A 23,634-nucleotide genomic window follows, 5' to 3' on the forward strand; every position below is an offset into this window, starting at 1 on the left:
CACGCGCTAGACCGGAATCGACCGCCCGCGCATCCGGATCCCGATCCGCACGATACCGATCACCACATTCGACAGCCACGTGAGCCAGCGCGGCATCCCGCGCCGGCGGATATCGAGCAGCAGCACGATCCGCACCGCGTCGCTGTCGTTCCACACCTCGTGCGTGAACGTGTCGTCCCACAGCAGGAAGCGTCCTTCCTCGAGCCGGTATTCGTGGCCGTCGACCTTCAGCACGGCGGCCGGCGTGCCGTCCGCGCGCGTCGGCATCGACAGCACGAGATAGCCGCGCAGGATGCCGCGAAACGGGCCGCGATGCGGCGGAATGTGCTTGCCGGGCGCGAGGAACGACAGCGATGCGGACAGCACGTCCGGCGACGTCGCGACGATCGACGCGACGGTCGGGCAGCGCGACAGGTTGCGCGGGAACGGCTGGCCGTACGCCTGCATGATGAACATCCGCCAGTCGCGCGCGTCGTTGGCCGAGATGTCGTACTGCTCGCGCATGATTTCGTGAAAGCGCGGGATGCGCGGCATGTCGCGCGCCACCGCGAATGCCTCTGCCCGGATGTCGGCCCACGCGCGGACGAAACGCTCGGCATCGGGAAACGCGGCCGTATCGAGCACGGCGCCGCTGTCGATATGGCGGTCGTATAGCGTGCGCAACAGGCCGGCTGCATAGTCGTAAGCGACGGACATGGTCGATCGAAAGGCGATCCGTAAAGGTGTCGTCAGTCTGCACGAAGCGCGGCGCGCGCTGCGTTACGTCAGGTTACGCCGGCTGACGAAAGAATGACAGTTTCATGAACGTCCGTCGCAGGCGCTTCCGGCGCCGGGAAAGCCGCGTGCTCCGGGCTGCGCGACGCGCGGGAATAAACGCACACGCTCCGGCGTCATACGGGTGTAGCACATCGTCTCGTTGACTTCTCGAGGAGTGGAACATGCATACGCATTGGCTGGTGGCCGCCGCCGTGGCGGCGATTTCTCTCGCGGGTATCGCGACTCAAGCGTCGGCCCAGGGACTGACACGCGCGCAGGTCAGGCAGGAACTGATCGACGCTGAAAACAACGGGCTGCGCTTCGTGACCGATACGTCGTATCCGGACGTGAGCCCGCTGTTTCAGCAGCAGGTCGAACGGATGCCCGGGCATCAGGCGAGCACGGCGGTCGGCAGCGATCCGGCCACGTCATCCGAAGCGGGCAAGCCGGCGACGATGTCGCCGCGTCAGGGTGCCGCCGCGTGCGTCGGCCCCGCGAGTTTCTGCACGATTTATTTCGGGAGCTGACGCAGCCGCCTGCATCCGCGGGTCAGGCATTCAAGGTTTTCGACAAGGTTGATCGATGCGTAACATTGAAGGAGTTCATGATGAAAACATATATCGCAGTCCTGACGATGATCGGAGCGATCGTCTGTCAGTCGGCATTCGCACAAACGGCTGCGCCGCTGACGCGTGCGCAGGTTCGCGACGAATTGATGCGTCTGGAAGCGGCCGGGTACGACCCGGCGAAGGGAGACGAAGGCGAGTATCCGGCGGACATCCAGGCGGCGGAAGCGAAGCTGGCCGAGCAGGACCGGGCCCGAATGGCGGCGGCCGCCGCGCTTGCGCCGGCGGCCGGCATGCCGGCGCCGACCGGCAACTAGGTGCCGACATGGTCTTGTGTGACTTCAGTCCGCCGTGCTCGCGGCACGGCAGTTCCGCAGCCGTTCGTCACGCGCGGCGCGGCAGAGGGGCGCCGGCTGCGCTGCCTGTCATCGCGCGCCGTTTCGCACGGCGCCGCGATCATCTCGTCAGCCGCGCGCGACAGGCGGGCAGGCCGGTCGTGCGATGAACCGGAACGAAGACGGTATCGGCCTCGGCGGCAACACGGTTCATGTGCGCGGTGGCATACCGCGCCGCCAGCGTGGCGATCACCAGGGCAGCATGCGCTGCACGACCTGATCGCGCAGCACGAAGCGGTGCGCCAGTGCGGCTGCGACGTGCAGGCAAATGGCGCCGAACAGCACCCAGGCGAGGATGCCGTGCACGCCGCCCATCGCGTGGCCGAATCCGGAGCCGGCCGCCGACAGCGCGGGCAACGGCACGATGCCGAGTAGCGTCACGCCCCAGGCGCGCGACGACGCGTTGATCCAGCCGAGCAGCGGCACCCCGATCAGCAGGGCGTAGAGCGCGAAATGCGTGACGCCCGACAGTGCGCGCATCGCGCGCGGCAGGTCGCTCGCGGGCGGGCGATGCGTCGCGCGCCACAGCACGCGGCAAGCCATCGCGGCGAGCAGCGCGGTTCCTACGAGGAGGTGCGCGGCGATCAGGCCGATGGGCTGCGTATCGCGGTGCACGTCGGGCATCGTCCAGCCGATCGCAAATTGCGCAACGACCAGCGCGACGATCAGCCAGTGAAGAAAGCGCGCAACGGCGTCATAGCGGGCGGGCGTGGACATGCGGACTCCTGACGTACGACGGGGACGATATCGATCGGGCGAATTCTACGGATGCTTCCTTAACGAAACGTTAAGCGCGCGGCATCGCACGCGACGACCGGTCGTCGGGTGTGCCGGCCGGCACCGAGCCGCCCGCGTCCGCCGGCGGCAGCGTGATCGCGACGCCGAGGCCCCGGCCGCCGATGCCGGCCCCGAATTGCACGGTGCCGCCGAAGTACTGGGTGATGCGCGTGACGATCGACAGCCCGAGTCCGCTGCCGGGCGACTGCGCGCCGCTGCCGCGATAGAAACGGTCGCCGAGCCGCTCGTGCTCGCCGGGCGCGACGCCCGGGCCGTCGTCGCGCACGACGATGCGTTGCCGCCCGCCGTCGTCATGCACCGCGAGTTCGATGCGGCCGCCCGCGCGGCCGTACTTGACGGCGTTGTCGACGAGGTTGTCGAGCAGGATGCCGATCAGGATCGGATCGGCATCGATCGCCCGGCCGGATACGTGGCCGGCCACGACGTCGATGGCCTTGTCCGAAGCCTTCTGGAGATGGCGATCGATCGCGGCGTCGACGAGTTCGCGAACGACGACGGCGCGCGTCGGAATGCGTTCGTATTCGTCGAGTCGAGCGAGCAGCAGCAACTGTTCGGCGAGCCGCGCGCTGCGGTCGACACCTTGAACGACCCGCTGCATCGCCAGTTGCGTGCGAGCCGGATCGTCGGACGCGATCGCGACCTGGGCCTGGACCTTGATCGCGGCCAGCGGCGTCTTGAGTTCGTGCGCGGCGTCGGACGTGAACGCGCGTTCGCGCACGATCGATTGCCGCAGCCTGGCCAGCAGGCGGTCGATCGCGTCGACCAGCGTGCGCACCTCGTCCGGCACGGTCGCGATGGCGAGCGGTTCGAGCGATCGCGCGTCGCGCGCGCCGATCAGCGTCGAAAGCGTTTTCAACGGCGCGAGACCGCGCCCGATCAGGTACCAGAGGAGGAGCGCCAGCACCGGGAGCGCGACGATCAGCGGCAGGACGATGCCGCGTGCGATGCCGGTCGCCAGATCGCTGCGCGTATTGGCGATCTCCATCACGCGTATCCAGCGCCCCGACGCGTTGTCGCGCAATGTGTGCGTACGCCACGGCGCGTCGTGAATGACGATCGTCTCAGGGGCGCCGCGCGGGTTGCGGATATCCGGCAACGCGGCCGCTTCGGCCGGAAGGCTTGATGCGACCACGTTGCCTCGGGCGTCGCGTACCTCGAACAGGATGTCGCGCGGCAGGCGATCGCCATCGCTTTCAGGGCTGGGTCTCGCGCTGCCGCGATCCAGTTCGACGCGTGCGTCCGGCGGAAAACGGGCGAGGCGGCCGAGGTCGGCGGCCGACAGATCGACCAGGAGCGACGCATATTCGACGAGGCGGGCGTCTTCCCATTCGCCGATCTCGCGCGTCGCATAGCGGAAGCCGCCGAGTACGGCGACGAGCCACACGACGGTCACGCAGCCGAGCGCCATCGATGAAACGCGGCGCCGTATCGAGCGGGAGATCATGCGAGGTCGACCACGTAGCCGATGCCGCGGACGGTGCGGATCAGTTCCGCGCCGAGCTTCTTGCGCAGGTTCGAGACATGGACCTCGATCGCATTGCTTTCGATGCCTTCCTGCCAGCCGTACAGCGTGTCTTCGAGGCGCGCGCGCGACTGCGGCGCGCCCGGGTGGCTGACGAGCTGAACCAGGATCGCCCACTCGCGCGAGGTCAGCGCGATACGCGATGCATCGCGCGTCACCGTGTGGGCGGTCAGGTCGATCGTGATGTCGCGCCACACGATTTCATCACCGGCGCGACCTTGCGAACGGCGCACGAGCGCACGACAACGGGCAAGCACCTCGGTCAGCTCGAACGGTTTCGCGAGATAGTCGTCCGCGCCGTCGTCGAGGCCGCGAACGCGGTCGGCCACGGTGCCGCGCGCGGTCAGCACCAGCACGGGGACCGTATCGCCCGCGTCTCGCAACGCACGCAGCAGTTCGGTGCCCGATTTTCCCGGCAGACCGAGATCGAGCACGACGAGTGCGAAGCGCGTCGTCGCGAGCGCCGCGGCGGCCGCGTGACCGTCGCGCAACCAGTCGACGTGATAGCCGGCCTGACTCAGGCTGATCTCGAGACCGCTGCCGATCAGGTCGTCGTCTTCAACAAGGAGGAGTCGCATGGTCGATTCGGGGGGCGGATGCCTGCGATTGTACGAGTGCAACCGTGCATGCGTGCAACGGATTGTAATGGTGCAGCATCCGGCTTTCCGCGATTCTGAAGAACGCTTAAGGTTTGCCTCCGGCAATCCCGCTACCATCGGCCACACCGTTTCTCGGGTGTCATCCGTTCCCAGGATCCCGAACCGGGTCACGCATGTCCGGCACATGCCGCGCGTGCTTGCCCGTCAATCCGCGGCCCTTTCGATCGATCTCCGATCGATGCGTGTCGTCCGTACGGGAGGTTCATTCTCCATGGCATCTTCGACGATCGGGCGATGGCGTGCCCACCTGCTGATCGCCGCACTGGCCGGCATGTTCATTCAGTGTTTCGTGCTGGTGTCGTTGCTCGCAGGCCGCATACCCGAAGCATTTTTTACCACGACGACGTTTCGCGTCTGGACCGTCATCGCGGTCGCCACCGCGATCCTTTCAGCCCGCAAGCTTGCCGATACGGCGTTTCGGGCCGCCGTCGCATGCGGCTACGTGCGCGTGACCGGAATCGATCGCCGCACGGTAGTTGTGTCATCTGATTGCGCGTACCGTCGCCTGGTCGTCCTTCACATCCGGCTGCACGGGAATCGATACGGCGGCGCGCACGGGTGAGCCCGCGTGCGCGCGGCTGCGCCGGGGTGTCGTGGTCGTACGGGTCACCACTGGGGAGAAGCATGGTTTTGCTGCATGTGCTGCACGCGCTGGCCGGCGCAATGTCGATCGTCTGCGGGCTGGGCGTGTTGCTGGGCATTGCCTACACGGTCACGGCCAGCGTGCTGGTCGGCCGGTTCTTTTCCCGGGCGGCGGCCCGGCCGCGCGCGTATCCGGGCGTCACCGTCGCGAAGCCGCTGCACGGTGACGAGTGGCAACTCGTACAGCATCTCGAAAGCTTCTTCGTGCAGAATTATCCGGGCCCGGTCCAGCACCTGTTCGGCGTGCACGATGCGGCCGACAAGGCGCTTGCCGCCGTCGAGACGCTGCGCGCGCGCTACCCGGACGCGAACGTCAAGGTTGTCGCCGATGCGCGGCTGTACGGGCCGAACCGCAAGATCGCGAATCTCGTGAACATGCTCGAACACGCGGAGTATTCGGTGCTCTGTCTCGCCGACAGCGACGTGCTGGTCGAGCGCGATTATCTGTGTGCCGTCGTCGGCGCGCTACAGCAGCCGGATGTCGGCATCGTGACGAGCGTGTATCGCGGCATCGCATCGCCGGGCTTCTGGTCCGGTGTCGCGGTCGCGATGACGAACTACCATTTCCTGCCGGGCGTGATCACCGGGCTCTTCATCGGGCGTGCGCGGCCGTGCTTTGGCCAGACGATCGCGATCACGCGCGCAACGCTCGACCGCATCGGCGGCCTGACGCGTTTCGCGCATCACCTGGCCGAGGATCACGCGCTGGGCGAAGCGGTGCGGCAGGTAGGCGCGCAGGTCGTCATCCCGCCGTTCGTCGTCGGGCATGCGTGTGTCGAGGAGACGTTCGCGAAGCTCTACGCACACGAGTTGCGCTGGAGCTGCACGATCCGCGCGGCGGACCGGCTCGGTCACGCGGGCTCGGTGCTGATGCACCCGGTGCCGCTCGCGCTGCTGGCGCTGGCGTTCTCCGGCGGCACGGCTGCCGCGTGCTGGCTGGCGGTGGCGGCGCTCGTCGCGCGCACGCTGCTGATGCTGAGAACGAGCCGCGCGACCGGCGCGGGCCTGCGCGGCGCGATCTGGCTGCCGTTCGTCGATCTCCTGCAGTTCTTCGTGTTCGTGTCGAGTTTCTTCTCGTCGCACGTCGTGTGGCGCGGCACGCGCTTTCGCGTCGACCGGGAAGGCCTGCTGTCGTCGGCGAGCGAATCATGACGACGCAGACTAACCCCGGCGCCGATGCAGCGGAGCGGAACGCCGCGCGGGGCGACGCGCGGCTTCGCCATGTGGGGCAGGTGGCGGCGCTGGGCGGGCTGGCGCTCGCCGTGTGGCTGATCTGGCGCGAACATCCACTGGACATCCTGCATCGGCTGCAGATCGCCGGCGCGGGGCTGCTGCTCGCGGCGCTGGCGCACATCCTGCCGATGCTCGCGAATGCATGGGACTGGCGGATGCTGATCCGCAGCCCGCGCCGGCCGTCGTTCGCGACGATGCTGAAGCTCGTGTGGATTCGCGAATCGATCAACGGATTGTTGCCGGTCGCGCGGATCGGCGGCGAGATCGTATCGTTCGGCCTGTTGCGGCAGGCGGGCGTGCGGCCGGCGACCGTGGTGGCGAGCCTCGTCGCCGACATGCAGCTGACGCTGATCAGCCAACTGGTGTTCGCGCTGGTCGCGATCGGCTACGTGCTCGAGCACGTGTCGTCCGATGCCGCGCGGGTGGCCGGCAACCTCGCGATCGGCATGGCCGCGCTGGTGCCGGTGCTGCTGCTGTTCGCGCTGGTGCAGCACGCGCGGCCGTTCGAGCGCGCGATGCGCGTGCTCAACCGTGTCACGAGCGGCAAGGTGGTGGCGCTCGTCGGCGAATCGGCGCGCACCGATCAGTCGATCCGGATGATCTGGAGAAAGACCGGCATCGTCGTGCGTTATCTCGTGATCTGGCAGACGCTTCAGTTCGTGGGCTACGCGCTGGAAATCTGGCTCGCATTGTACTTCCTCGGCGCGGAGCCGACCTTCGCGCAGGCGCTCGCGATCGAGGCGCTGATCCAGCTCGTGAGCAGCATCGCGTTCCTGATGCCGGGCGGCCTCGGCGTGCAGGAGGGCGGGTTCGTGCTGATCGGCGGACTGCTCGGGTTCGACCCGCCGACTTGTCTCGCACTGGCCGGCGCCCGCCGCGTGCGCGACCTGCTGTTCTATCTGCCGGGCTTGCTCGCATGGCAGTGGGCGGCCGGTTCGACGCATCGGCCGGGCGGCACGAAACGCGCGTCGTTGCCCATCGGGGAATCCGCCCGGCCGCATTGATGCGACCGGGCGCCCATGCCGCCCACGCGCGGCGGGCGGCGCGGGAATCAGCGCCGTTCGTCCGCGATGTGGCTGCGGATCACGTCCGCGAACGACGTGTCGCCCTTCAGCCCGAGCGCTTCCGCGCGCGACGTATCCCAGCGGCCCGGCCAGCTGCCGACGATCTTCTCGACGCGCTCGTCCGGTACGTGGCGGATCAGTTTTACGACGTCGTCGCCGGCAACTTCACGCAGCGCGGCGATCATTTCATCGACCGACACCGACAGGCCGGGCAGATTGATCACCCGTTTGTTGCCGAGCTTCGCGCCGTCGATCTCGCAGCCGGCGACGAGCGCGTCGATCGCGCCGCGCGGCGACAGCAGCCACAGCCGCGTCGAACCCGGCACCGGGCACACGCTTTCCTCGCCGTTCAGCGGCTCGCGGATGATGCCGCTCGCGAACGACGACGCGGCCGCGTTCGGCCGGCCCGGCCGCACGCTGATCGTCGGCAGGCGCAGCACGCGGCCGTCGACGAAGCCGCGTCGCGCGTAGTCGCACAGCAGCAGTTCGGCGATCGCTTTCTCCGCGCCGTACGACGATTGCGGATTCAGCGCGGTGTCGTCCTGCACGACGTCGGGCAGCGCGCCGCCATACACCGCGACCGAGCTCGTGAACACGACGCGCGGCTGGTGGCCGCGGGCGCGGCACACTTCGAGCAACGTGCGCGACGCATCGAGGTTGATCCGCATGCCGAGATCGAAATCGGCTTCGGCCTGCCCGCTGACGATCGCCGCGAGGTGGAAGATCGCGCCGGTCTGCGTGTCGATCGCGCTGTCGAGCACCGTGCGATCGGCGATATCGCCGACGATCGACGTCACGCGTGCGTCGCCGAAATCGCTGCCCGCGACGACGTCGAGCAGCACCAGCTCGTCGATCTTCTCGCTGCGGCCGCCGGGGCCGGTCAGTTCGCCGCGCTCGAGCAGTTTGCGCGCGAGACGCTGGCCGAGGAAGCCGGCGCCGCCGGTGATCAGTACTTTCATGTTCTTCACCCTCAGAGGAATACGGGAATTACAGGTACGGCCTGAGCCAGCCGAGCCCTTCGGACGTGCCGGCTTTCGGCCGGTATTCGCAGCCGATCCAGCCGTCGTAGCCGAGCGCATCGATCAGCGCGAACAGATACGGGTAGTTGAGTTCGCCGACGTCCGGCTCGTGGCGCTCGGGCACGCCCGCGATCTGGATATGGCCGATGCCCGCGAAATCGCGCTTGAGCTTCATCGCGAGATCGCCTTCGACGATCTGGCAGTGGTAGCAGTCGAACTGCACCTTCAGGTTCGGCGCGCCGACTTCCGCGCAGATTGCCTGCGCGTCGTCCTGGCGGCTCAGGAAATAACCGGGCATGTCGCGCTGGTTGATCGGCTCGATCAGGATCGTGATGCCGTGCGCGGCGGCGGCCTGGGCGGCATGCCGCAGGTTCGCCAGGTAGGTGTCGCGATGGCGCGCGCGGTCGGCGCCCGGCGGCACCATGCCGGCCATCACGTGCAGCTTCCGGTTGCCGAGCACGCGCGCATAGTCGAGCGCCTGGTCGATGCCGTTCCGGAACTCGTCCTCGCGGCCCGGCAGCGACGCGGTGCCGCGTTCGCCTGCGGCCCAGTCGCCGGGCGGCGCGTTGAACAGCGCCTGTTCGAGATTGTGTGCGTCGAGGCGCGCGCGGATGTCCTCGGCGGCGAAGTCGTACGGGAACAGGTACTCGACGGCCTTGAAGCCGTCGTAGGCGGCAGCGGCGAAGCGTTCGAGAAACGCATGCTCGGTGTACATCATCGAGAGGTTGGCGGCGAAGCGTGGCATGGCAGCGGGTCCTGTGAATGAATGGGGCGGGGCGTCGGGCGCCCCGCGTCGAATGGCTGCGCGATGAGCGGCGCGTCAGCGATTCACGAGTTTCGCGGGCGTGAGCCACACGGCGAGCGCGCCGATCACGAGCATCGCCGCGAGCACGTACATCCCGGATGCGGTGCTGTGCGTGACGTCCTTCAGGTAGCCGATCACGTATGGGCTCGCGAAACCGGCGAGGTTGCCGACCGAGTTGATGATCGCGATCCCGGCCGCGGCCGCGGAGCCGGCGAGGAACGCGGTCGGCAGCGACCAGAACAGCGGCGCGCAGGTCAGCACGCCGCCTGCCGCGAGCGACAGGAACACGATCGACACCGCCGTATTGTGCGAGTACGACGCGGCGACCGCAAACCCGAGCGCGCCCATCAGCGCCGGCACGATCAGGTGCCAGCGGCGTTCGCGGCGCTTGTCCGCGCTGTGGCCGAACAGGTTCATCACGACGATCGCGACAAGGAACGGAATCGCGGACAACAAGCCGATCTGCAGCGTATCGGTGATCCCGGTCGATTTGACGAGCGTCGGCATCCAGAACGTGAGGCCGTACTGGCCGGTGACGAACGCGAAGTAGATCAGCGACATCCACCACATGCGCGGGTCGGCGAATACGGCCTTCAGCGAATGGCCGTGCTTCTGCTGCTCCTGCGGCTGCGCGGCGATTTCGTCTTCGAGCAGTTGCTTCTCGCGCTCGTCGAGCCACTTCGCGCTGCGGATGCTGTTGTCGAGATACAGGATCGTCGCGATGCCGACGAGCACGGCCGGCACGGCTTCGATCATGAACATCCATTGCCAGCCATGGAAGCCCGAGCCGCCGTGAAAGCGCTCCATGATCCAGCCCGACAGCGGGTTGCCGAAGATGCCCGATACCGGAATCGCGGACATGAACACCGCGATGATCTTCGCGCGGCGATGCGACGGGAACCAGTACGTGAGATACAGGATCACGCCCGGATAGAAGCCGGCTTCCGCGAGGCCGAGCAGGAAGCGCAGCACGTAGAACTGCGTCGGCGTCTGCACGAACGCGAACAGGCCGGACAGCAGGCCCCACGTGATCATGATCCGCGCGATCCAGATGCGCGCGCCGATGCGGTGCATCAGCATGTTGCTTGGCAGTTCGAACAGAAAATAGCCCAGAAAGAAAATGCCGGCGCCGAGCCCGAACACGGTTTCGCTGAACGCGAGATCCTGCGACATCTGCAGCTTCGCGAAGCCGACGTTCACGCGGTCGAGATACGCGACCACGTAGCAGAGCATCAGGAACGGCACGATGCGCCAGAACACTTTCTTGTAGGTGCGGTCGAGTTCGGCCGAATGGGCGGGCGCGGCGGGCGAGCGGCCAGCGGCCGCGTCGAGAGCAGTCATCGTCGTCTCCAGGATGTTGTCTGCCGGCGGCGCGCGCGCCGCCGGATCATGTGTGTGTGCTGACGGAACGGCCCGCGCACACGGCGGGCAGGAAAATCGTTGCGCGGCGCGTCGTTACCAGCGCGCGCCGAAGCTGGCACGCAGTTCGTCGAGCGCCGCGTCGTCGAGCGGTTCGGGTTTCGGGTGCGTCATCAGCCACAGCCGTGCCGTTTCCTCGAGTTCTTCGAGCGCATACGACGCGTGCGATACCGACGGCCCCCACATCACCGGGCCGAGGCGCTCCAGCAGCACGCCGCGCACCTGGTCGGCGAGCGCCGCGACTTCGGCCGCGACGGCCGGGTCGCCCGGGCGGCGGTAGCGGATCAGCGGAACGTGGCCGACCTTCATCACGTAGTACGGCGTGATCGGCGGCAGCACGTCGGTGTCGCGCCACACGCCCGCGAGCGTCAGCGCGACGAGATGCGTCGAATGCGTATGGACGACGCCGTTCGCCTCCGCGTTGCGTGCGTAGATGCCGCGATGCAGCGCGAGCGTTTTCGACGGCTTGCCGCCCGACACGGGCTGGCCGTCCGTGCCGACCTTCGCGATGTCGTTCGGGTCGAGCCGGCCGAGGCACGCGTCGGTCGGCGTGATCAGCCAGCCGTCGGGCAGGCGCGCGCTGATGTTGCCCGCGCTGCCCACCGCATGGCCGCGCGCATACAGGCTCGCGCCGACCACGCAGATTTCCTCGCGCAGTTTGGCTTCGCTGCTCATCGTGCGGCTCCGTCGAGCGCGCGCAGCGCCTTGTCGAAAAAGTCCGTGGTGCCGAAGTTGCCGGATTTCAGCGCGAGGCCGAGCGGCTGCGCGTCGCTGGCCCCGCTTCCTTCGGGCGTGGCGGTGGCCGGCACGCCCGGATCGATCTGCGCGCCGATCTGCAGCGACTTCACGTCGAGCGCCTGCACGACCGCGCCGGACGTCTCGCCGCCGGCGACGACGAACTTGCGCACGCCGAGATCGCGCAGGCCGCGCGCGATCGCCGCGAGCGTGGCTTCGACGAGATGGCCGGCCGCGTCGACGCCGAGCGCCTGCTGCACGGCCTTCACTTCGTCGGGCGTGGCCGTCGCGTAGATCAGCACCGGCTGCGGCAGGTGCGAGCGCGCGAACGCGAGCGCCTGGTCGACGACGGGTTCGCCGCGCGCCGCCGCGAGCGGATCGATGCGAAAGCTCGGCCGCGTCGTGCGCCATGCGGCGACCTGCGCGTTGGTGGCCTTCGATGCGCTGCCGGCGAGCACGGCCGACAGGCCTTCGATGCGCGGCAGCGACGCCGCGTCGTCGCGCTCGGGCAATTGCTCCGCGCGGCGGAAATTCGCGGGCAGGCCGAGCGCGATGCCCGAGCCGCCGGTGACGAGCGGCAGGCCCGCGCACGCTTCGCCGAGCACGTAGAGATCGCGGTCCGACAACGCATCGGCGATCGCGAAGCGCACGCCTTCCGCGCGCAACTGGTCGATCCGCGTGCGCACGGCGGCCGCGCCCAGCGCGATCGTGTCGTAGCGGATCAGGCCGACCGGCGACTTCGTCTGCCGCTGCAGCACGCGCACGAGGTTCGCGTCCCGCATCGGCGTGAGCGGATGGTTTTCCATCCCCGATTCGTTCAGCAGCACGTCGCCGACGAACAGGTGGCCGCGATAGATCGTGCGGCCGTTCTCGGGGAAGGCCGGACACGCGATCGTGAAGTCGCCGCCGGCCGCATCGAGCAGCGCATCGGCGACGGGCCCGATGTTGCCCGCGTCGGTCGAATCGAACGTCGAGCAATACTTGAAGAAGAACTGCCGGCAGCCCTGCGCGCGCAGCCACGCGTACGCGGCGAGCGATTGCGCGACGGCGTCGGCAGCAGGGATCGTGCGCGACTTCAGCGCGACGACGATCGCGTCGGCATCGAGCGCCGCGTCGGCCGCGGCGCCGTCGGCGGGCACGCCGATCGTCTGCACGGTGCGCATGCCGCTCTTGACGAGCATGTTCGCGAGATCGGTCGCGCCGGTGAAATCGTCGGCGATGCAGCCGAGCAGGGGACGGGAAGCGGAAGCGGTCATGGCGGGTACGTCGTTCGAATCAGCGGGCGGGCGGCAGCGTGATGCCGGGGAAAGTCTTGATCACGGCGGAATCGTCCTCGCCGCCGTGACCGGCGCTCGATGCGCTCATGAACATCTGGTGCGCGGTGGCCGACAGCGGCAGCGGGAACTTGCTGCGGCGCGCGGTATCGAGCACGAGGCCGAGATCCTTCACGAAGATGTCGACGGCCGACAGCGGCGTGTAGTCGCCGTTCAGGATGTGCGGCACGCGGTTCTCGAACATCCACGAGTTGCCGGCGCTGTGCGTGATCACGTCGTACAGCGCGTCGGCGTCCACGCCTTCGCGCAGGCCGAGCGCCATCGCCTCGGCCGCCGCCGCGATGTGCACGCCGGCCAGCAGCTGGTTGATGATCTTCACTTTCGAGCCGATGCCGTGCGCGTCGCCGAGGCGATAGACCTTGCCGGCGATCGCCGCGAGCACGTCCTCGCAGCCCGCGTACGCGGCGGTCGGGCCCGACGTCATCATCGTCATCTCGCCGGCGGCCGCGCGCGCGGCGCCGCCGGACACCGGCGCATCGAGCATCTGCAGGCCGGCGGCCTCGATGCGTGCGCCGAGCGCGACCGCGAATTCGGGCGCGACGGTCGCGCTCGCGATCACGACGCCGCCCGGCTTCATCGCCGCGACCGCGCCGTGTTCGCCGAACAGCACCGTTTCGGTTTGCGCGGCGTTGACGACGAGCGTGACGACGACGTCGCACTGCGCGCCGAGTTCGGCCGGGCTCGCGCACGCGATGCCGCCTTCCGCGGCGAACGCCTGCAGCACGGTGTCGCGCACGTCGCATGCATGGACGCGCAGGCCGGCGCGCAGCAGCGAGCGGGCGACGCCGAGGCCCATCGCGCCGAGGCCGATGACTCCAACATTTCGTGACATGGTCAACCTTGATCGATTCGGGAGTGGGGCGGCGCTGTGGCCGCCGGTTTCAGCAGATGCCGGCTTCCGCGAGACGGCGGGCGGCGTTGTACATGTGCGTGCGTGCCGCGTTGCGCGCGGCCATCGGGTCGCGGGCGCGGATCGCGTCGGCGATCGCTGCGTGCTCGTCGCGCACCTGGCGCGAGAAGTCCTCGCGCGTCGCTTCGTTGCGCCGCGTGACTTTCACGCCGGCTTCGAGATACTGGTTCAGGAACTGCAGCGTCTTCAGGAAATACGGGTTGCCGGTGACGGCCGCGATCGTGCGGTGGAACGCGACGTCTTCCGCGACGCCGTCGCGGCCTTCGGCCACCGCATCGTCGATCCTGCGCAGTGCGTCGTCGATGTCGGCCATGTCTTCGTCGGTGTGATGCAGCGCCGCTTCGGCCGCGACCTCGGCCTCGATCGCGCGGCGCACCGCGAGCAGATGCGGCAGCGACGTGGCTTCGACGGCTTCCGCGTAGTCGATCCGCAGCGGCCGGATCGCGCCGTGCTGGTTCACGAACACGCCGCTACCCTGGCGCGGCTCGACCACGCCTTCGTTCTTCAGCCGCGAGATCGCCTCGCGGATCACGGTGCGGCTCACGCCGAATTCCTGCGCGAGAACCGCTTCGGTCGGCAGCTTGCCGGTGGCCGAGAAACTGCCGGCTTCGATCTGCTTGAGCAGTTGCTGTGCGACGTGGTCGCTCATCGCACGGGCGGGAATTTTCTCGAACATGACACTCAGGTTTGTAAGGTGATGTGGTCATCATACAAATTTGGACGTGCGTCAGCATCCGGGATAACCCTCGGTCAACAGCGGCGAACGTCGGTTAACTTGATTGGAACCGGTTCCAATTGCCGGTATTGCACGGCGTTGAAGTCGTGGTGACCAGGCGGACGTGCTTGACGACGGGACGGGGGAGACGACGCCCGTGGCGTCGCGGGGCGCGCGCCGGCGTGGCCTGCGTTCACATCGGGTGCGGCGGCCGCGCGAGCCCTCAGTCGACGATGTCCTCGGTCGCGCCGGCCGCCGCCGTATCGGCTGCCGCGTCCGTCTCGGCCGCGCCGCCGCGCTCCCGATACGCCGCCGGCGGCACGCCGAACTGCTTGCGGAATTCGCGCCCGAGGTGCGACGCGTCGGCGAACCCGCAGCTCGATGCGATATCGGCCACCGTGCGGTCCGAGCTCGTCAGCAGCCACGCGGCCGTGCGCAGCCGCACCTGCTTCGCGAACACCTGCGGGCTCTTGCCCGTTTCCGCCTTGAACAGCCGTTCGAGCTGCCGCGTCGAAAGATCGAGCTTGCTCGCGAGCTCGTCGAGCGACAGCGCGCGCCCGACATGCTGTTCCATCAGGAGAATCGCGCGCTTGACCTTCGGATGCGTCGCGGGTTCGAGCCCCGGCGGGTGGGGCTGCGGCGCATTGCCCTTCTGCATCTCGCCGACGAGCAGGATGCGCAGCGCCTTCTGCACGGTCGCGTGATCGAAATGGCGCAGCAGGATCGCGGCGGCGACGTCGATCGACGCGCGGCCGCCCGAACACGTGATGCGGCGCCGGTCGATCACGAACAGCCGGTCGGCGATCAGCAGGTCGGGATCGGCGTTCGGAAAGCGCTCGATGAAATCCCAGTAGTGAAACCAGCTCACGCAGGTGCGGTAGCCGTCGAGCACGTTCGCGCGCATCAGCGTGAACACGCCGGTGCAGATGCCGACGACCGTCGCGCCGCCGGCCGCCGCGCGGCGGATGAAGTCGAGCGTTTCGGGGCCGGCCTGCGGCCCCGAATGCAGCAACCCGCCGACCACCACCACGTAGTCGAACGGCTCGGCCGCGTCGAACGTCTCCCACGGCGTGATCTGGATCCCGCAGCTCGCGCGCACCGGCGCGAGGGTTTCGCCGATCACGCTCCACGCGCAGCGCACGGGCTTGCTGTAGTCGCCGTCGTCGGCCGACAGCCGGAGCATGTCGACGAAGCCCGAGAAGGCCGTCAGCGTGAAGTTTGGCAGCAGCACGATGCCGAAGCGGATGCGCCGCGGGGCGGGTTCTGCGAGGGGGGAAGCGGGTACGTCGGTTGTCATCGCGGCCAATCTCTTCACGCCCGGCGGGCGGTCTCACTCAGTCTGTTGATGCAGGTCATGCGGATACGGCAGCCGGGCACGGCCGGGCGGTGCGGTCAGGGCCCGTTCCCGGCGGGAACAGGCCCTGAGCCAGCGTCGCCGATCGGGTCGCGCCCGACTTGTGGTTTTCCGTCGCGAACCATCGCCAAAGCGTACTTCCGGGCCGGCCGGCGCGGGGTTTGGCGGCGGTATCCCACGCCGATGCCGTTTTTGTTCTATCGGCCGATTTTACGCTTTGATGTACTGGCGCCAACGTCATTTCACGTGTGTCTCATCCAGAGGAAGCCAGATGAACGTCAGCGTCTTCGACCTGTTCAAGATCGGCATCGGCCCGTCCAGTTCGCATACGGTCGGCCCGATGATCGCCGCGTGCCGCTTCGCGTCGCACGTGGAGGACGCGAACCTGCTCGGTTTCGTGCGCCGCGTGCGGGTCGAACTATATGGCTCGCTCGGCGCGACCGGCAAGGGGCACGGCACCGACAAGGCCGTGCTGCTCGGCCTCGAGGGCCACCTGCCCGACACGATCGATCCGGACCTGATCGAGCCGCGTCTCGCCGCGATTCGCGCGGAGAAATCGCTGTCGCTGCTCGGCAAGCAGACGGTCCGCTTCGACGAAAAGGAGCATATCGGCTTCTATCGCAAGCTGATGAGCGGCACGAGCATCGTGCACCCGAACGGGATGCGCTTCCAGGCATTCGACGAGCACGGCCAGCTGCTCGTCGAGAAAGAGTATTACTCGGTCGGCGGCGGCTTCGTCGTAAACCGCGACGGCGACCGCGTGAATGGCGTGCGCGCGGCGGTCGAGGTGCCGTATCCGTTCCGCACCGGCGACGACCTGATGCGTCAGTGCCGCGAACACGGGCTGTCGATCGCCGAGCTGATGATGCGCAACGAATGCGCGCTGCGCCCCGCCGACGAAGTGCGCGCCGGGCTGCTCGCGATCTGGCGCACGATGGCCGCCTGCGTCGAGCGCGGCTGCAAGGTCGAGGGCGACCTGCCGGGCCCGATGCGCGTGAAGCGCCGCGCGGCCGAGCTGAACGCCCGCCTGCGCGCGCGCTCGGAAGAATCGCTGCGCGACCCGCTGTCGATGCTCGACTGGGTCAACCTGTATGCGATGGCCGTGAACGAAGAGAACGCGGCCGGCGGGCGCGTCGTCACCGCGCCGACCAATGGCGCGGCCGGCGTGATTCCCGCGGTGCTGCACTACTACGTGAAGTTCGTGCCGGGCTCGAACGAAGCCGGCATCGTCGAATTCCTGATGACGGCCGCGGCGATCGGGATCATCTACAAGGAAACCGCGTCGATCTCGGGCGCGGAAGTCGGCTGCCAGGGCGAAGTGGGCGTCGCGTGCTCGATGGCCGCCGCCGCGCTCGCCGCGGTGATGGGCGGCACGCCCGACCAGGTCGAGAACGCGGCCGAGATCGGCATGGAGCACAACCTCGGAATGACCTGCGACCCGGTCGGCGGGCTCGTGCAGATCCCGTGCATCGAGCGCAACGCGATGGGCGCGATCAAGGCGTTGAACGCGTCGCGCATGGCGCTCAAGGGGAACGGCCAGCACTACGTGTCGCTCGATTCGGTCATCAAGACGATGCGCGAGACGGGCGCCGACATGAAGACGAAATACAAGGAAACGTCGCGCGGCGGTCTGGCCGTGAACGTCATCGAATGCTAACGAAGGATCACTAACATGAGCCGCTACTCGATATTCAGCCTGTTCCGCAACGGCCTCTCGTATCACGAGAACTGGGAAAAGCAGTGGAAGAGCCCGGAACCGAAGAAGGAATACGACGTCGTGATCGTCGGCGGCGGCGGCCACGGCCTCGCGACCGCCTACTATCTCGCGAAGGAACACGGCATCACGAACGTCGCGATTCTCGAGAAGGGCTGGATCGGCGGCGGCAACACCGCGCGCAACACGACGATCGTGCGCTCGAACTATCTGTGGGATGAATCGGCCGCGCTGTACGAGAAGGCGATGAAGCTGTGGGAAGGGCTGTCGCAGGACCTGAACTACAACGTGATGTTCAGCCAGCGCGGCGTGATGAACCTGGCCCACACGCTGCAGGACGTGCGCGACACCGAGCGCCGCGTGAACGCGAACCGGCTGAACGGCGTCGACGCCGAATTCCTGACGCCCGCGCAGATCAAGGAAATCGAGCCGACCATCAACCTGAACAGCCGCTACCCGGTGCTCGGCGCATCGATCCAGCGCCGTGCGGGTGTCGCGCGCCACGACGCGGTGGCGTGGGGCTTCGCGCGCGGTGCCGACCGCGCCGGCGTCGACATCATCCAGAACTGCCAGGTGACGGGCATTCGCCGCGAAGGCGGCGCGGTGGTCGGCGTCGATACGGTGAAGGGTTTCATCAAGGCGAAGAAGGTCGCGGTGGTCGCGGCCGGCAACACGACGACGCTCGCCGACATGGCCGGCGTGCGCCTGCCGATCGAAAGCCACCCGCTGCAGGCGCTGGTGTCCGAGCCGATCAAGCCGGTCGTCAACTCGGTGATCATGTCGAACGCGGTGCACGCGTACATCAGCCAGTCCGACAAGGGCGACCTCGTGATCGGCGCCGGCATCGACCAGTACACGGGCTTCGGCCAGCGCGGCAGCTTCCACATCATCGAAAGCACGCTGCAGGCGATCGTCGAGATGTTCCCGGTGTTCTCGCGCGTGCGGATGAACCGCCAGTGGGGCGGCATCGTCGACGTGTCGCCGGACGCATGCCCGATCATCACCAAGACCGACGTGAAGGGCCTCTATTTCAACTGCGGCTGGGGCACCGGCGGCTTCAAGGCGACGCCCGGCTCGGGCTGGGTGTTCGCGCACACGATCGCCCGCGACGAACCGCATCCGCTGAACGCGCCGTTCGCGCTCGACCGTTTCTATACGGGCCACCTGATCGACGAGCACGGCGCTGCCGCCGTCGCGCACTGAACGAGGAGAAAAACATGTTGCTGATCGAATGTCCGTGGTGCGGGCCGCGCGCCGAATCCGAGTTCTCGTGCGGCGGTGAAGCCGACATCGTGCGCCCGGTGAACAACGAGAACATGACCGACCGCGAATGGGGCGAGTACGTGTTCATGCGCGAGAACAAGCGCGGGCTGCACAAGGAGCAATGGCTGCATGCGCAGGGCTGCCGCCGCTGGTTCAAGGCGACGCGCGACACGGTGACCTACGATATCAAGGGCTACGAAAAGTTCGGCGGTGAAGCTGCCGCCAACGCACACGAAGAGGGCACGAGCAAATGAGCCAGAAAGACCGCCTCGGCACCGGTGGCCGCATCAATCGCGCGATTCCGTTGACGTTCACGTTCAACGGCCGCACGTATCAGGGCTTCCAGGGCGACACGCTCGCGTCCGCGCTGCTCGCGAACGGCGTGCACTTCGTCGCGCGCAGCTTCAAGTACCACCGCCCGCGCGGGATCGTGACGGCGGACGTCGCGGAACCGAACGCCGTCGTGCAGCTCGAATCGGGCCCGTACACGGTGCCGAACGCGCGCGCGACCGAGATCGAGCTGTACCAGGGGCTCGTCGCCACCAGCGTGAACGCCGAGCCGACGCTCGAGAACGACAAGTACGCGATCAACCAGAAGTTCTCGCGCTTCCTGCCGGCCGGCTTCTACTACAAGACGTTCATGTGGCCGCGCAAGATGTGGCCGAAGTACGAAGAGAAGATCCGCGAGGCGGCGGGGCTCGGCAAGGCGCCCGAGGCGCTCGACGCCGATCGCTACGACAAGTGCTACGCGCACTGCGACGTGCTCGTCGTCGGCGGCGGCCCGTCGGGTCTCGCGGCCGCGCATGCGGCGGCCACGGCCGGCGCGCGCGTGATCCTCGTCGACGACCAGCGCGAACTCGGCGGCAGCCTGCTGTCGTGCCGCGCGGAGATCGATGCGAAGCCGGCGCTGCAGTGGGTCGAGAAGATCGAGGCCGAACTGCGCAAGCTGCCCGACGTGACGATCCTGTCGCGCAGCACGGCGTTCGGCTACCAGGACCACAACCTCGTGACGGTCACGCAGCGCCTGACCGATCACCTGCCGGTGTCGATGCGCAAGGGCACGCGCGAGCTGCTGTGGAAAGTGCGCGCGAAGCAGGTGATCCTCGCGACCGGCGCGCACGAGCGCCCGATCGTGTTCGGCAACAACGACCTGCCGGGCGTGATGCTCGCGGGCGCCGTGTCGACCTACGTGCATCGCTTCGGCGTGCTGCCGGGCCGCAACGCGGTCGTGTTCACGAACAACGACCGCGCGTATCAGGCCGCGCTCGACCTGAAGGCATGCGGCGCGAAAGTGACGGTCGTCGATTCGCGCGCCTCGTCGAACGGCGCGCTGCCGGCCGCCGCGAAGCGGCAGGGCGTGACGGTGATGAGCGGAGCCGTCGTCACGAGCGCATCGGGCAAGTGGCGCGTATCGTCGGTCGACGTCGCGTCCCACTCGAACGGCCAGGTGGGCGGCAAGCTGCAGACGCTGCCGTGCGACCTCGTCGCGATGTCGGGCGGCTTCAGCCCGGTGCTGCACCTGTTCGCGCAGTCGGGCGGCAAGGCGTGCTGGAACGACGAGAAGGCATGCTTCCTGCCGGGCAAGCCCGTGCAGGCGGAAGCGAGCGTCGGCGCGGCGGCCGGTGAATTCGGCCTGGCGCGCGCGCTGCGGCTGGCGGTCGATGCGGGCGTGGAAGCCGCGAAGGCGGCGGGCTTCACGGCCGCGCAGCGCGCGGTCGCGCCGCAGGTCGCCGAAGCCGTCGAAGGCGCACTGCAGCCGTTGTGGCTCGTCGGCAGCCGCGAGGCCGCGGCGCGCGGGCCGAAGCAGTTCGTCGATTTCCAGAACGACGTGTCGGCGGCCGACATCCTGCTGGCCGCGCGCGAAGGCTTCGAGTCGGTCGAGCACGTGAAGCGCTATACGGCGATGGGCTTCGGCACCGACCAGGGCAAGCTCGGCAACATCAACGGGATGGCGATTCTCGCGGGCGCGCTCGGCAAGACGATTCCGGAAACGGGCACGACGACGTTCCGCCCGAACTACACGCCCGTGTCGTTCGGCACGTTCGCGGGCCGCGAGCTGGGCGATTTCCTCGACCCGATCCGCAAGACCTGCGTGCACGAGTGGCACGTCGAGCACGGCGCGCTGTTCGAGGACGTCGGCAACTGGAAGCGGCCGTGGTACTTCCCGAAGAACGGCGAGGATCTCCATGCGGCCGTGAAGCGCGAATGCCTGGCGGTGCGCAACAGCGTCGGCATCCTCGACGCGTCGACGCTCGGCAAGATCGACATCCAGGGCCCGGACGCGGTGAAGCTGCTGAACTGGATGTACACGAACCCGTGGAACAAGCTCGAAGTGGGCAAGTGCCGCTACGGGTTGATGCTCGACGAGAACGGCATGGTGTTCGACGACGGCGTGACGGTGCGCCTCGCCGACCAGCATTTCATGATGACGACCACGACGGGCGGCGCGGCGCGCGTGCTGACGTGGCTCGAACGCTGGCTGCAGACCGAATGGCCGGACATGAAGGTGCGGCTGTCGTCGGTCACCGATCACTGGGCGACGTTCGCGGTGGTCGGCCCGAAGAGCCGCAAGGTCGTGCAGAAGGTGTGCCAGGACATCGACTTCGGCAACGACGCGTTCCCGTTCATGAGCTACCGCAACGGCACCGTCGCGGGCGCGAAGGCGCGCGTGATGCGGATCAGCTTCTCGGGCGAACTGGCCTATGAAGTGAACGTGCCGGCGAATGCGGGCCGTGCGGTGTGGGAAGCGCTGATGGCGGCCGGCGCCGAGTTCGACATCACGCCGTACGGCACCGAGACGATGCACGTGCTGCGCGCGGAGAAGGGCTACATCATCGTCGGCCAGGATACCGACGGCTCGATCACGCCGTACGACCTCGGGATGGGCGGGCTCGTCGCGAAGTCGAAGGACTTCCTCGGCAAGCGTTCGCTCACGCGCTCGGATACCGCGAAGGAAGGCCGCAAGCAGTTCGTCGGTCTGCTGACCGAAGACGAACAGTTCGTGCTGCCGGAAGGCGCGCAGATCGTCGCGAAGGACACGCAGGTGTCGGCGGTCGATCCGACGCCGATGATCGGCCACGTGACGTCGAGCTACTACAGCCCGATCCTGAAGCGCTCGATCGCGCTCGCGGTGGTGAAGGGCGGCCTGAACAAGATGGGCGAGAGCGTCGTGATTCCGCTGGCCGACGGCAAGCGCATCACCGCGAAGATCTCGAGCCCGGTTTTCTACGATACCGAAGGGGTGCGCCAGCATGTGGAATGAAACCAGAAACCAGACGCAGGTGGCGGGCGCGGGCGGCGTCGCGCTCGAGTCGCCGTTCGTCGGCGCGGCCGACGTGCTGAAGCCGCACCAGGCGCGCGCATCGAAGAAGTTCACGCTGCGCGAGCGGCCGTTCCTCGATCTCGTCAACGTGCGCGGCGAGTTGAGCGATCCGGCGTTCGTCGCCGCGTTCGAGCGCGTGGTCGGCTGCCGGCCGCCCGCGCAGCCGAACACGGTCGCGCGCGGCGCCGAGTACGACGTGCTGTGGCTCGGCCCCGACGAGTGGCTCGTGCGCTCGAACGGGCCCGTGCAGGCCGGCGTGCTCGAAGCGCAGCTCGCGGAGGCCGTGCAGGGTTCGTATGCGGCGGCCGTCGACGTCGGCAGCGGCTATACCGTCGTCGAGATCAGCGGCGAACGCGTGCGCGACGTGCTCGCCCGCGGCTGCCCGCTCGATCTCCATCCGCGCGCATTCAAGCCGGGCCAGTGCGCGCAGTCGCACTACTTCAAGTCGTCGATCGTGCTGATTCCGACCGGCGACGACGCGTTCGAGATCGTCGTGCGCCGCAGCTTCGCCGACTACTTCGTGCGCATCATGCTCGACGCGGCCGCGCCGCTCGCATCATGAAGCCGTTCGACGAACCGTTCGTGGCGATCGACACGCCGCGCCTGCGCGGGCGCGGCTGGAGCGTGTTCGTCGACGAACTGAAGGTGCCCGCGCGGATCGGCATTCATGCGCACGAGCATGAAGCGCCGCAGCCGATCGTGATCGATGCGCGGCTCGGCTATCGCTGCGAGCCGAGCGAGCAGGGCGAGTGGATCGATTACGACGGCTATTGCGCGCGCGTGGCCGCGTTCCTGTCGCACAAGCCGCATACGCGGCTGCTGGAGACGCTCGTCGCCGACATCGCGGTGCTGTCGTTTCGCGAATGGCCGGCGCTGGAATCGCTGACGCTGTCGGTGTACAAGCCGAAGATCCGGCCGGGGACGAAGCGCGTCGGCGTGTCGCTCGACTGGACGCGCGGGGATTATTTGCGGTGGACGGGGGCGGCGGGGCAGTTTTGATGGGGAAAGGGCCAATCGTTCCGATATTTACGTAACGATGCCGCCGGCGCGCGTTCGGCGGCGCTTTTGTTCCTGGTATCCCGGAATTATGGCTCGTACGCTGCCTCGCCCGATCCGCTTGCACCGGATCTTGCGGCGTTGGGGGCGCTCGTCCGCAACCGGCGGGCGCAGAACCGGATGCGGATCGATGACGCGGCCGATATGCTCGGCGTCTCCAAGGACGTGCTGTCGCGTCTCGAAAACGGCCGGTCAGTGAGCGTCGACAAATTGTTCAAGGTGCTCGATGGCCTAGGCCTCAATGTGCTCGTCGTGTCGAAACGCGACGTGCCGGTGGCACGCAAGGCGCTGCGTGAGTTGGCCGAGCCGCCCGATCCGACCGTGTCGCGGGAGGGGGCCTGACGGTTCATCGC

At 68.0% G+C, this 23,634-nt stretch carries 24 protein-coding genes; 12 read left to right on the forward strand and 12 right to left on the reverse strand.

Annotated features, from left to right (window positions below; genetic code table 11):
• Positions 1–6: 6 nt before the first annotated feature.
• On the reverse strand, positions 7–696 hold the full coding sequence (locus HWX08_RS31680; RefSeq protein WP_069260692.1) for an aspartyl/asparaginyl beta-hydroxylase domain-containing protein: 690 nt from the start codon (positions 694–696) through the stop codon (positions 7–9).
• A gap of 242 nt (positions 697–938) precedes the next feature.
• Between HWX08_RS31680 and HWX08_RS31685 the strand changes: the two genes are divergently transcribed.
• Positions 939–1,283: a DUF4148 domain-containing protein gene (locus HWX08_RS31685; RefSeq protein WP_174921858.1), complete on the forward strand. Its 345-nt coding sequence runs from the start codon at positions 939–941 to the stop codon at positions 1,281–1,283.
• Positions 1,284–1,363: 80 nt separating this feature from the next.
• On the forward strand, positions 1,364–1,639 hold the full coding sequence (locus tag HWX08_RS31690; RefSeq protein ID WP_174921877.1) for a DUF4148 domain-containing protein: 276 nt from the start codon (positions 1,364–1,366) through the stop codon (positions 1,637–1,639).
• A gap of 267 nt (positions 1,640–1,906) precedes the next feature.
• Here the strand turns inward: HWX08_RS31690 and HWX08_RS31695 are convergent, their stop codons facing one another.
• The 3 genes from HWX08_RS31695 to HWX08_RS31705 form a co-directional block, all read right to left on the reverse strand.
• Positions 1,907–2,434, reverse strand: coding sequence for a cytochrome b (locus tag HWX08_RS31695; RefSeq protein WP_069260690.1), 528 nt, complete (start codon positions 2,432–2,434; stop codon positions 1,907–1,909).
• Between the two features lie 70 nt (positions 2,435–2,504).
• On the reverse strand, positions 2,505–3,923 hold the full coding sequence (locus HWX08_RS31700; RefSeq protein WP_244134347.1) for an ATP-binding protein: 1,419 nt from the start codon (positions 3,921–3,923) through the stop codon (positions 2,505–2,507).
• A gap of 32 nt (positions 3,924–3,955) precedes the next feature.
• Entirely contained in the window at positions 3,956–4,615 is a 660-nt protein-coding gene (locus tag HWX08_RS31705; RefSeq protein WP_069260688.1) for a response regulator, read from the reverse strand.
• Positions 4,616–4,682: 67 nt separating this feature from the next.
• Between HWX08_RS31705 and HWX08_RS31710 the strand changes: the two genes are divergently transcribed.
• The 3 genes from HWX08_RS31710 (at position 4,683) to HWX08_RS31720 (ending at position 7,575) form a co-directional block, all read left to right on the forward strand.
• Complete coding sequence (locus HWX08_RS31710; RefSeq protein ID WP_157126883.1) at positions 4,683–5,258, forward strand: hypothetical protein; 576 nt, start codon at positions 4,683–4,685, stop codon at positions 5,256–5,258.
• 62 nt (positions 5,259–5,320) lie between these two features.
• A complete protein-coding gene (gene hpnI / locus HWX08_RS31715) occupies positions 5,321–6,490 on the forward strand; it encodes a bacteriohopanetetrol glucosamine biosynthesis glycosyltransferase HpnI (protein WP_084636136.1) in 1,170 nt (389 codons plus the stop codon).
• On the forward strand, positions 6,487–7,575 hold the full coding sequence (locus HWX08_RS31720) for a lysylphosphatidylglycerol synthase domain-containing protein (protein ID WP_107310157.1): 1,089 nt from the start codon (positions 6,487–6,489) through the stop codon (positions 7,573–7,575). The genes hpnI and HWX08_RS31720 overlap by 4 nt, the downstream gene beginning before the upstream one ends.
• A 47-nt stretch (positions 7,576–7,622) precedes the next feature.
• On the opposite strand, the gene denD is transcribed toward HWX08_RS31720, so the two are convergent.
• The 8 genes from denD to HWX08_RS31760 form a co-directional block, all read right to left on the reverse strand.
• Positions 7,623–8,594 (reverse strand): D-erythronate dehydrogenase, encoded by a 972-nt coding sequence (denD, locus tag HWX08_RS31725; protein WP_174921860.1) that lies wholly within the window; start codon positions 8,592–8,594, stop codon positions 7,623–7,625.
• 28 nt (positions 8,595–8,622) lie between these two features.
• Positions 8,623–9,399: a 2-oxo-tetronate isomerase gene (gene otnI / locus HWX08_RS31730; protein WP_174921861.1), complete on the reverse strand. Its 777-nt coding sequence runs from the start codon at positions 9,397–9,399 to the stop codon at positions 8,623–8,625.
• A gap of 75 nt (positions 9,400–9,474) precedes the next feature.
• Complete coding sequence (locus HWX08_RS31735) at positions 9,475–10,800, reverse strand: MFS transporter (protein ID WP_069260683.1); 1,326 nt, start codon at positions 10,798–10,800, stop codon at positions 9,475–9,477.
• A gap of 114 nt (positions 10,801–10,914) precedes the next feature.
• Positions 10,915–11,553, reverse strand: a complete 639-nt coding sequence (gene otnC / locus HWX08_RS31740; protein WP_107310160.1) for a 3-oxo-tetronate 4-phosphate decarboxylase — start codon at positions 11,551–11,553, stop codon at positions 10,915–10,917.
• Entirely contained in the window at positions 11,550–12,869 is a 1,320-nt protein-coding gene (gene otnK / locus HWX08_RS31745; RefSeq protein ID WP_174921862.1) for a 3-oxo-tetronate kinase, read from the reverse strand. The genes otnC and otnK overlap by 4 nt, the downstream gene beginning before the upstream one ends.
• Positions 12,870–12,888: 19 nt before the next feature.
• The gene (gene ltnD / locus HWX08_RS31750) at positions 12,889–13,779 is read right to left on the reverse strand and encodes an L-threonate dehydrogenase (protein WP_174921863.1); all 891 of its coding nucleotides are present in this window, start codon (positions 13,777–13,779) and stop codon (positions 12,889–12,891) included.
• 49 nt (positions 13,780–13,828) lie between these two features.
• The gene (locus HWX08_RS31755) at positions 13,829–14,533 is read right to left on the reverse strand and encodes a FadR/GntR family transcriptional regulator (RefSeq protein ID WP_069260679.1); all 705 of its coding nucleotides are present in this window, start codon (positions 14,531–14,533) and stop codon (positions 13,829–13,831) included.
• 262 nt (positions 14,534–14,795) lie between these two features.
• Complete coding sequence (locus HWX08_RS31760; protein ID WP_174921864.1) at positions 14,796–15,869, reverse strand: GlxA family transcriptional regulator; 1,074 nt, start codon at positions 15,867–15,869, stop codon at positions 14,796–14,798.
• Positions 15,870–16,197: 328 nt separating this feature from the next.
• Here HWX08_RS31760 and HWX08_RS31765 point away from each other — a divergent pair, with 328 nt between their 5' ends.
• The 7 genes from HWX08_RS31765 (at position 16,198) to HWX08_RS31795 (ending at position 23,623) form a co-directional block, all read left to right on the forward strand.
• Entirely contained in the window at positions 16,198–17,583 is a 1,386-nt protein-coding gene (locus tag HWX08_RS31765; protein ID WP_174921865.1) for an L-serine ammonia-lyase, read from the forward strand.
• A gap of 15 nt (positions 17,584–17,598) precedes the next feature.
• Entirely contained in the window at positions 17,599–18,843 is a 1,245-nt protein-coding gene (locus tag HWX08_RS31770; protein WP_006480591.1) for a sarcosine oxidase subunit beta family protein, read from the forward strand.
• A 14-nt stretch (positions 18,844–18,857) separates the two neighbouring features.
• On the forward strand, positions 18,858–19,157 hold the full coding sequence (locus tag HWX08_RS31775) for a sarcosine oxidase subunit delta (RefSeq protein ID WP_069260676.1): 300 nt from the start codon (positions 18,858–18,860) through the stop codon (positions 19,155–19,157).
• Complete coding sequence (locus HWX08_RS31780) at positions 19,154–22,165, forward strand: sarcosine oxidase subunit alpha family protein (protein WP_174921866.1); 3,012 nt, start codon at positions 19,154–19,156, stop codon at positions 22,163–22,165. Before HWX08_RS31775 ends, HWX08_RS31780 begins: the two co-directional genes overlap by 4 nt.
• A complete protein-coding gene (locus HWX08_RS31785; protein ID WP_069260674.1) occupies positions 22,155–22,787 on the forward strand; it encodes a sarcosine oxidase subunit gamma in 633 nt (210 codons plus the stop codon). Before HWX08_RS31780 ends, HWX08_RS31785 begins: the two co-directional genes overlap by 11 nt.
• Complete coding sequence (locus HWX08_RS31790) at positions 22,784–23,224, forward strand: dihydroneopterin aldolase (RefSeq protein WP_069260673.1); 441 nt, start codon at positions 22,784–22,786, stop codon at positions 23,222–23,224. The genes HWX08_RS31785 and HWX08_RS31790 overlap by 4 nt, the downstream gene beginning before the upstream one ends.
• A 72-nt stretch (positions 23,225–23,296) precedes the next feature.
• A complete protein-coding gene (locus HWX08_RS31795) occupies positions 23,297–23,623 on the forward strand; it encodes a helix-turn-helix domain-containing protein (RefSeq protein ID WP_174921878.1) in 327 nt (108 codons plus the stop codon).
• The last annotated feature ends 11 nt before the right edge of the window (positions 23,624–23,634 follow it).

It is taken from the genome of Burkholderia metallica (assembly GCF_902832845.1).
GTDB classification, from domain to species: domain Bacteria; phylum Pseudomonadota; class Gammaproteobacteria; order Burkholderiales; family Burkholderiaceae; genus Burkholderia; species Burkholderia metallica.

Coding starts and splice junctions, on each gene's coding strand:
- HWX08_RS31680 (WP_069260692.1), bottom strand. CDS start 696: ATGTCCGTCGCTTACGACTATGCAGCCGGCCTGTTGCGCACGCTATAC.
- HWX08_RS31685 (WP_174921858.1), top strand. CDS start 939: ATGCATACGCATTGGCTGGTGGCCGCCGCCGTGGCGGCGATTTCTCTC.
- HWX08_RS31690 (WP_174921877.1), top strand. CDS start 1,364: ATGAAAACATATATCGCAGTCCTGACGATGATCGGAGCGATCGTCTGT.
- HWX08_RS31695 (WP_069260690.1), bottom strand. CDS start 2,434: ATGTCCACGCCCGCCCGCTATGACGCCGTTGCGCGCTTTCTTCACTGG.
- HWX08_RS31700 (WP_244134347.1), bottom strand. CDS start 3,923: ATGGCGCTCGGCTGCGTGACCGTCGTGTGGCTCGTCGCCGTACTCGGC.
- HWX08_RS31705 (WP_069260688.1), bottom strand. CDS start 4,615: ATGCGACTCCTCCTTGTTGAAGACGACGACCTGATCGGCAGCGGTCTC.
- HWX08_RS31710 (WP_157126883.1), top strand. CDS start 4,683: ATGGTGCAGCATCCGGCTTTCCGCGATTCTGAAGAACGCTTAAGGTTT.
- hpnI (WP_084636136.1), top strand. CDS start 5,321: ATGGTTTTGCTGCATGTGCTGCACGCGCTGGCCGGCGCAATGTCGATC.
- HWX08_RS31720 (WP_107310157.1), top strand. CDS start 6,487: ATGACGACGCAGACTAACCCCGGCGCCGATGCAGCGGAGCGGAACGCC.
- denD (WP_174921860.1), bottom strand. CDS start 8,594: ATGAAAGTACTGATCACCGGCGGCGCCGGCTTCCTCGGCCAGCGTCTC.
- otnI (WP_174921861.1), bottom strand. CDS start 9,399: ATGCCACGCTTCGCCGCCAACCTCTCGATGATGTACACCGAGCATGCG.
- HWX08_RS31735 (WP_069260683.1), bottom strand. CDS start 10,800: ATGACTGCTCTCGACGCGGCCGCTGGCCGCTCGCCCGCCGCGCCCGCC.
- otnC (WP_107310160.1), bottom strand. CDS start 11,553: ATGAGCAGCGAAGCCAAACTGCGCGAGGAAATCTGCGTGGTCGGCGCG.
- otnK (WP_174921862.1), bottom strand. CDS start 12,869: ATGACCGCTTCCGCTTCCCGTCCCCTGCTCGGCTGCATCGCCGACGAT.
- ltnD (WP_174921863.1), bottom strand. CDS start 13,779: ATGTCACGAAATGTTGGAGTCATCGGCCTCGGCGCGATGGGCCTCGGC.
- HWX08_RS31755 (WP_069260679.1), bottom strand. CDS start 14,533: ATGTTCGAGAAAATTCCCGCCCGTGCGATGAGCGACCACGTCGCACAG.
- HWX08_RS31760 (WP_174921864.1), bottom strand. CDS start 15,869: ATGACAACCGACGTACCCGCTTCCCCCCTCGCAGAACCCGCCCCGCGG.
- HWX08_RS31765 (WP_174921865.1), top strand. CDS start 16,198: ATGAACGTCAGCGTCTTCGACCTGTTCAAGATCGGCATCGGCCCGTCC.
- HWX08_RS31770 (WP_006480591.1), top strand. CDS start 17,599: ATGAGCCGCTACTCGATATTCAGCCTGTTCCGCAACGGCCTCTCGTAT.
- HWX08_RS31775 (WP_069260676.1), top strand. CDS start 18,858: ATGTTGCTGATCGAATGTCCGTGGTGCGGGCCGCGCGCCGAATCCGAG.
- HWX08_RS31780 (WP_174921866.1), top strand. CDS start 19,154: ATGAGCCAGAAAGACCGCCTCGGCACCGGTGGCCGCATCAATCGCGCG.
- HWX08_RS31785 (WP_069260674.1), top strand. CDS start 22,155: ATGTGGAATGAAACCAGAAACCAGACGCAGGTGGCGGGCGCGGGCGGC.
- HWX08_RS31790 (WP_069260673.1), top strand. CDS start 22,784: ATGAAGCCGTTCGACGAACCGTTCGTGGCGATCGACACGCCGCGCCTG.